Annotated in this window: 5 protein-coding genes; 1 reads left to right on the plus strand and 4 read right to left on the minus strand. The window is 71.0% G+C overall.

The annotated features are described in order from the left end of the window. Positions 1 to 171: 171 nt before the first annotated feature. The 4 genes from trxA to ASF40_RS01855 form a co-directional block, all read right to left on the minus strand. Positions 172 to 495: a thioredoxin gene (gene trxA / locus ASF40_RS01840; protein ID WP_045301944.1), complete on the minus strand. Its 324-nt coding sequence runs from the start codon at positions 493 to 495 to the stop codon at positions 172 to 174. A gap of 94 nt (positions 496 to 589) precedes the next feature. Next, complete coding sequence (gene trxB / locus ASF40_RS01845; RefSeq protein ID WP_045301942.1) at positions 590 to 1594, minus strand: thioredoxin-disulfide reductase; 1005 nt, start codon at positions 1592 to 1594, stop codon at positions 590 to 592. Positions 1595 to 1732: 138 nt separating this feature from the next. Further along, positions 1733 to 3346, minus strand: a complete 1614-nt coding sequence (murJ, locus tag ASF40_RS01850; protein WP_056365585.1) for a murein biosynthesis integral membrane protein MurJ — start codon at positions 3344 to 3346, stop codon at positions 1733 to 1735. Then, a complete protein-coding gene (locus ASF40_RS01855) occupies positions 3343 to 5520 on the minus strand; it encodes a DUF6049 family protein (RefSeq protein WP_157549349.1) in 2178 nt (725 codons plus the stop codon). The genes murJ and ASF40_RS01855 overlap by 4 nt, the downstream gene beginning before the upstream one ends. Before the next feature lie 116 nt (positions 5521 to 5636). Here ASF40_RS01855 and ASF40_RS01860 point away from each other — a divergent pair, with 116 nt between their 5' ends. Continuing rightward, positions 5637 to 7160 carry a DUF7059 domain-containing protein gene (locus ASF40_RS01860; protein WP_235560092.1) on the plus strand — a complete coding sequence of 508 codons (1524 nt, stop codon included), beginning with the start codon at positions 5637 to 5639 and terminating at the stop codon, positions 7158 to 7160. The last annotated feature ends 196 nt before the right edge of the window (positions 7161 to 7356 follow it).

Below are 7356 nucleotides of genomic sequence, written 5' to 3' on the forward strand. Positions count from 1 at the left end.
CCGGGCCCCTTCACCATGTGCGTCGAACCAGCCTCCCGCAGATCGACATCGCCCACGAAGATTCTCGACGGAATCTCGGATGCCGGAAACAGCATATTGAGGAAATCCCCGGTAGGAATGCGAAAACCCCGCCGAACGGGTCGGCGGGGTCTTCGGGAAGCGTGAGGGGACTCAGCCGATGTAGGCCGCGAGATCCTGCTCGAGCGCGAACTTCGGCTTGGCGCCGATGATGGTCGTCTCGACCGCGCCCTTGTTGAACACCTTCATCGCGGGAATGGAGGTGATCTGGTACTTCATCGCGAGGTCGGGGTTCTCGTCCACGTTGAGCTTGAGGATCGTGATCTTGTCGGGGTGCTCCGACTGGATCTGGTCGAGGACGGGCGAGACCATGCGACACGGGCCGCACCACTCCGCCCAGAAGTCCACGAGCACCGGACCCTCGGCCTGGAGCACGTCCTGCTCGAACGTGGCGGAAGTCGTCGCCTTGGCGGTCATCTGTGTTTCTCCTTCTCTGGGAAGTCTGTCCACGCTCATTCAACGCGAGAGGGGCGTGAAGTGTTCCCGGGCTTGTGCGGCGCCCGGTCGAGCGCTATGCGGCGTCGACCTTGGCGACCGGCTCGGCGCCGGGAAGTCCGTCGATCTCGGCGGCGTCGGGGGCGGGAGCGCCGGCCTCGCCGAGCGCGGCGAGGAAGTGCTCGACGTCCAGGGCCGCGACGGTGCCGCTGCCCGCGGCGGTGACGGCCTGACGGTAGGTCGGGTCGATCACGTCACCGGCGGCGAACACACCGGGCACCGACGTGCGCGACGAGCGGCCATCGACCCACACGGTGCCCTCGGCGGTGAGGTCGAGCTTGTCGTGCACGAGGTGCGTGCGCGGGTCGTTGCCGATCGCGACGAACACGCCGTCCAGCGCCAGGTCGCGACGCGAGCCGTCGACGGTGTCCTCGAGCACGACGCCGGTGACCGCCTCGTCGCCGAGGATGTCGACGACCTCGCTGTTCCAGACGAACTCGATCTTGTCGTTCTTGAACGCCCGCTCCTGCATGATCTTCGAGGCGCGCAGCTCGTCGCGACGGTGGATGATGTACACCTTCGACGCGAACTTGGTGAGGAAGGTGGCCTCCTCCATCGCGGAGTCGCCGCCGCCGACGACGGCGATCACGCGCTCGCGGAAGAAGAATCCGTCGCAGGTCGCGCAGTACGACACGCCGCGTCCGGACAGGCGGGCTTCGCCCTCGATGCCGATCTTGCGGGGAGCGGAACCGGTCGCGAACACCAGCGCGTCCGCCTCGTGCGAGGCGCCGCTGCCGAGGGTGACCTTCTTGACGGGGCCGTCGATGTCGAGCGAGACGACGTCGTCGTAGAGCACTTCGGCGCCGAACCGCTCGGCCTGCTCCTGCATCTTCGCCATGAGGTCAGGACCCATGATCGCCTCGGGGAACCCGGGGAAGTTCTCGACCTCGGTGGTGTTCATCAGCTCGCCGCCGGCCTCGACCGAGCTCGCCACGACGAGCGGGCTCAGGTTGGCCCGTGCGGCGTAGATGGCCGCCGTGTAACCCGCGGGACCCGAACCGATGATGATGACCTGACGCACGTGCGCACCTTTCCTCGTGAAGCCTCGCGGAACGTCCCATGACACGCGCGATGGCTCCGGATGCCTCAACACATGGTAACCGCGCGGCATTCCGTGACCCGTCCCCCGCGCCCCGGCGGGACACATGGGCAGGTGGTCTCAGCGGCGGCCGGGCAGGAAGCGGCGCACGAGGCCGGTGGCGACCGCCAGCTCGGGCGCGCGGAAGACGGCGAGGATGCCGACATAGACCGCGATGACCACGATGCCGATGATGGCGGCGCCCGCGGCACCCAGGATCTTGTCGGACACCGTCCAGCCGTCGACGCCGCCCAGCAGCTCGAACGTCAGCCAGCCGACGACGCCCGCAGGAACCGCGGCCAGTGCGAACCGTCCGAGCGCCCACAGCCATGAGCCGACGTGGATGCTTCCCAGCCGCCGATGCAGCAGCCAGGTCGCGACGATCACCTGCACGACACTGGCGAAAGACTGACCCAGAGCGACCGCGGCGACCAGTTGCGCGGAAGGGAGCACGCCTTCGTGGAAGGCCCATAGCGCACCCCAGGCGGTGAGGACGACGATCGCGCACTGCAGGATCGTGAAGAAGAAGGGGGTCCGGGTGTCGTCGTAGGCGTAGAAGCTGCGCTGCACGACGAACAGCACGGCGAGCGGGATCAGGCTCACGAGGTAGCAGAGAAGCACCCCCGCTGCGGCGACCGCTTCGTCGGGGCTGCCGGTGAAGATGCGGGACGCGGGAATGGCGGCGGCAGCGAGCGCGGCCGTGGCGGCGACCACGAACACTCCGAGCGTGCGGATGCTGCGACCGATGTCGCCCCGCACCTCACCGTCGCGGCCCGCCGCGGCGTGCTCGCTCAACTGGGTGAAGTACGGGGTGCCGATCGACAGCACGATGATCGAGTACGGGAGCATGAACAGCAGCCACGCGTTCTGCGCCACGAAGACGCCCGGGTCGCCCTTGGGGATCTCCGACATGACCTGCGACTGGACCAGTCCGGCGAGCTGACCCGCGACGACCATGAGGAAGGTCCAGCCGGCGAGCTTTCCGATCTGCCCGAGTCCCACGCCTTTCCAGCCGAAGTCGGGGCGGATGTGCAGTCCTGTCTGCCGCCAGAAGAGGAAGAGGATCCCCGTCTGCACCACGATGCCGAGCGTCGCGGTACCCGCGAGCACCGCGATCATCTCGGGCGTCCACGCCGTCGCGGAACCCGTCGGGCCGAAGAGCCAGATGAAGACGAGGAAACCGGCGATCGACACGATGTTGTTGACGATGGGTGCCCACGTGTAGGGCCCGTACACGCGCCGAGCGTTGAGGGATTCGCCGACGAGCGCGAACAGACCGTAGAAGAAGATCTGCGGCAGACACCAGTAGGCGAATGCCGTTGCCAAGGCCTGCTGCTGAGGGGGATAACCGGGCGCGTACAGGGCGACGAGCCACGGAGCTGCGATCGTGGCGAGGACGGCGGTCCCGAGGAGCACGACCGTCCCGAGGGTGAAGAGCTTCGAGACGAAGGCGCGCCCACCGTCGTCATGGGCGGCGGCCTTGACGATCTGGGGCACGACGACGGCGCTCAGGAGGCCTGTCGAGATGATCGCGTAGATGTTGTTCGGGAGTTGATTCGCGATCGCGAACGCGTTGCCCCCTGCGGTGGTCGCGCCGATGGCCGACACCAGCACGACGGAGCGGAGGAAGCCGGTGAGGCGCGACACGATCGTGCCCGCGCCGATGAGCGCACTGGCGCGCCCGATCCCGCTCACCGCTTGTCCCCTTCGGTGGGCGTGGGGACCGTTCCCTTGCGCTTGCGGCGCATGCGCAGCACGGTGCGTGCGATGCCGAACAGGAGGAGGATGCCGACGAGCACGGCCAGGGCGGCGATGCCGACGGCCTCCCAGTCGGCGTAGACGTTGATCTCGACGGATTCGGGCTCGCCGATGGCGACGAAGGCGGGGCTGCGCAGCTGCAGGGTCAGCGTGACGTCGCCGCGGCCCACGCGGGCCTGCACCGGCACCTCGACGCGGGTGTTGCTCTGCGGTGTCGCGACGATCGGCGTCTCGCCCTGCACGTCGAGCCGCAGGTTGTCACGGGTCGTGTACAGCACGAGGTTGACCGGGTACGGCAGGTCGTTGCGCACCCAGAATCGGAGGGCGGCGCTCGACCCGTAGAGGTCGCTCGGGCTGGTGGGGAGGAGTGCGACCGAGTCCAGGGTGCCGGCGGTCGCGGCGCGGTGGTCGGCGAGCTGCGTCGACCAGGTGGCGTCGCCGATCCACGCGACGCCGAGCAGCTGCAGGATGTCGGCGCGCTCGGGTCCGGTCAGCATCGACGGCTGGTCGAGGATCGTGGCGAACCGGGCGAGCTCGCTTTCGTCGGCGACGAGAGCGGATGCCGCGGCCGCGCGCTCGGGCGAAGACTCCACGCCGGTCAGCTCGAGGTCGAACGCCTCCCCCGCTGCGACCGTCGCGATGGTGCGGGGCGTCACGTCGGGGGCGGAGAAGGCCGCGGAGATCGCGGCGCCGAGCTCGACGCGCGAGCGTCCGTCGCCGCGGCCGACGGTGACGAGCAGGGGCCCGTCGGTCTCGGCCGCCGCGAAGGCGAGGTAGGCGGTGGCCGTGGTGAGCGGGGCGCCCCGCAGCCAGGACTCCTCCTGCTGGGATGCGTCATCGAGCGCGGCGGAGACGTCGCTGTCGTAGACGAGCACCTCGCCGGCGCCGACCCGGCCGTGCGCCGAGACGGTGCGGCCGTCGGAGCCGGCATCCGTCGTCGACGACGGGATGAGCGTGACAGGGGCGGTGCCGTCGGCGGTCGCGATGTCGGCGAGGTGGGAGACGATCTGCTCGTCCGCCGTGCCGTCGGCGGGCCAGTACACGCCCTGGCGGGTGGCGGGGCCGACGACCAGGAGCTCGTCGGTGCTCGGGAGTGCGCTGTCGGGCTGTGGGGTGGGTGCGGTGGTCGGCGCATCCGACGGCGCCGGGGTGGGCGTCGGGGTCGGAGTCGGCGTCGGCGTCGCGAAGTTCGAGGACGACATGTACGCGCTGAACGAGGTGGGCTGCAGCGGACGCGGGAGGCCCGCCTGCAGCTGCGCGGTGACGTCGGCGTCGCCGAACTGCAGGGCGAAGCGCGAGTTCTGGATGGCCTCGAGCCGCGAAAGCCACTCGAGCGCGGACTCGGGAGCCGAGGTGCCGAGCACCCGGATCGACGCGGGCACGGCGGGGTCGACCGCGAGGATGGCGGCGGTGCCGGTGACCCCGTCGAGCTGGTTGGTGAGATCGCCGTCCGGCGCGGTGAGCTCGGCCAGCTGCCCCGCGGTGAGCAGGCCCTCGCTGAGAGGACCTGCGGTGATCGGCACGACCACGCCGATGCCGACGTCGATGGCCTCGGTGGGCGGCACGATCATCGCGCTCGTCGACGTGACGGTGCCCTCCGCGGCGGGGTACGACGCCGCGAGCGGGTAGACGCCCGGGGCGAGGCCGGCGAGGGCAGGGTCGTCGGCTGCGACCGTGATGCCGCGGACCTGGAAGCCGCCGGGCTCGACAGCGGCGATCGAGTCGGTGCCGATCGGCTCCAGCGCGAGCTCGGGCGAGCTGCCGTCGAGCCAGTCGCCCAGGTCGTCGCGGTCGGCGAGCGGCGTGCGTCCGAGGGAGAGGGTGACGGTCGCGGCCGCGAGCTCCGCATCCGTCCCGTTCTGGATCGAGACCGACACGCTCAGCGCATCGCCCGGGTTCACGATGCCGTTGGCGACCGGCGACAAGGTGAACACGGTGGTGCCGGCGGGGACCGCGGAGCTCACGCTCGGCGAGGGGATCGGTGTCGGATCCGCCGCGATCGCCGGAGCGGGCAGCAGAAGAGCGGCGAGCACGGCTCCGGCCGCCATGGCGGCGGTCACGAGACGCGGTGCGCGGCGCGGGGCACGCCGCGGGGCTCGCGGTGAAGTCACGATCATCCTGTCGGGGGGTTCGCTCCTGTGCGATGTCCTGACCGCACGATCGAGGAGATTCTACGGTCCGCGCCTCCGAGCCTGCCGGAGGGCGGGCGGCGCGGTTGAATGGAGCCGTGCTCCCCGAACCGGATACCGACCTGTGCCGTGACCTCGCCGCCGACCTGCGCAGCGCGGGGTTCACCGCCGAAGCCCTGCGCGACGCGTGGGGCGCCGCGGCCGACGATGCGATCGCGCGCGGCCTCCGGTCGCCGGCGTCGCGGGCCCTCGGCGACCGCGGCGACGCCCTCGCCGTGCTGGGCAGGCTTCTAGTGCTCGGGATGCCGCAGGCCGAGGCATCCGTCGATCACGCGCTCGTGCGTGCCGGTGCGCAAGGACTCGCGCGGCTGGGTCTCGCCGAGATCGACGGCGGCGAGGTGCGCCCGCTGGCGGTGGTGCGACCGCAGTCTTACGCCGACGATTCGGGATCCGGACAATGGTGGATCGGAAGCGACCTCGACGAGGCGGCGCTCGGCGGGCCGCTGCCCGAAGATCACGTGCTCGGCGTCGGCGGCGCGTCGCTGACGCTCGCCGGGCTGCAGCTGCCGACCCCCGCGGAGCGCGCGCTCGACATCGGGGCGGGCTGCGGCATCCAGGCGCTGCGCGCCCGCGCGCACGCCGCCCACGTCGTCGCGACCGACATCTCGCCTCGCGCGCTGTCGTTCACGCGGCTGAACGCCCTCCTCAACGGCATCGACGGCATCGAGGTGCGGCTGGGCAGCCTCTTCGAGCCGGTCGCCGGAGAGCAGTACGACCGTGTCGTGTCGAACCCGCCGTTCGTGATCACGCCGCGGGTCGCCGACGTCCCCGCCTACGAGTACCGCGACGGCGGGATGGTCGGCGACGACGTCGTGGCTGCGTTCGTGAAGGGGGTCGGCGCGCACCTGGCGCCCGGCGGGGTCGCGCAGCTGCTCGGCAACTGGGAGACGCGCGACGGCGTGCCCGGCCTCGAGCGTGTGCGCGGATGGGTCGAGTCGTCGCCGGTGCCGCTCGACGCCTGGGTCGTCGAGCGCGAGAGCCTGGACCCGCTGTCGTACGCCGAGCTGTGGGTGCGCGACGGCGGCACGCTGCCCGGCACGCCCGGCTTCGCGAGACTCGTCGACGCCTGGCTCGACGACTTCGCGGCCCGCGCGGTGACGGAGGTGGGCTTCGGATACCTGCTGCTGCGCCGTCCGGCTGACGGGACGCCCACGCTCGCCCGGTATGAGACCCTCCACACGGCCCTCGCGGGTGACGGGCTCGGGGCGCATCTCGCGGCCGCGCTCGACGCCCACGACCGCCTGAGCGGGCTCGACGACGCGGGGCTCGCGGCATCCGTCCTCGTCGTCGCCCCCGACGTCACCGAAGCGCGTCATCACCTGCCCGGAGCCGAGGATCCGACCGTCATCGAACTGCGCCAGGGTGGCGGGTTCGGTCGCGCCCTCGGCGTGGATCCGGGGCTCGCCGCGCTCGTCGGCGCGTGCGACGGCGACCTTCCCGTCGGGGTTCTCATCGACGCGATCGCCGACCTGCTCGAGGTCGACGCCGGTGCGCTCCGTGCGGACCTGCTGCCCCGAGCGCGTGAACTCGCCTTCACGGGATTCCTCCGCTTCGCGCATTGATGCGCCGAAACGAATATGGATGCTGTTGACGACAGTATCTTGACAGGCCGCCCGCGCAGGGCCATCATCCGTCTCGGGTGCTGGTGTGGGCGCCCGCGCCGCGTCGATGCGGCGGATTCGGGATCTGTCTGAGGCCCTGGGGAGGGCTGCGGTGGCGAAATCGCGGGGACCCTTGCGCGCTGAGCGCCAAGCGACG

It is taken from the genome of Microbacterium sp. Leaf288 (genome assembly GCF_001422925.1).
Taxonomy (GTDB): domain Bacteria; phylum Actinomycetota; class Actinomycetes; order Actinomycetales; family Microbacteriaceae; genus Microbacterium.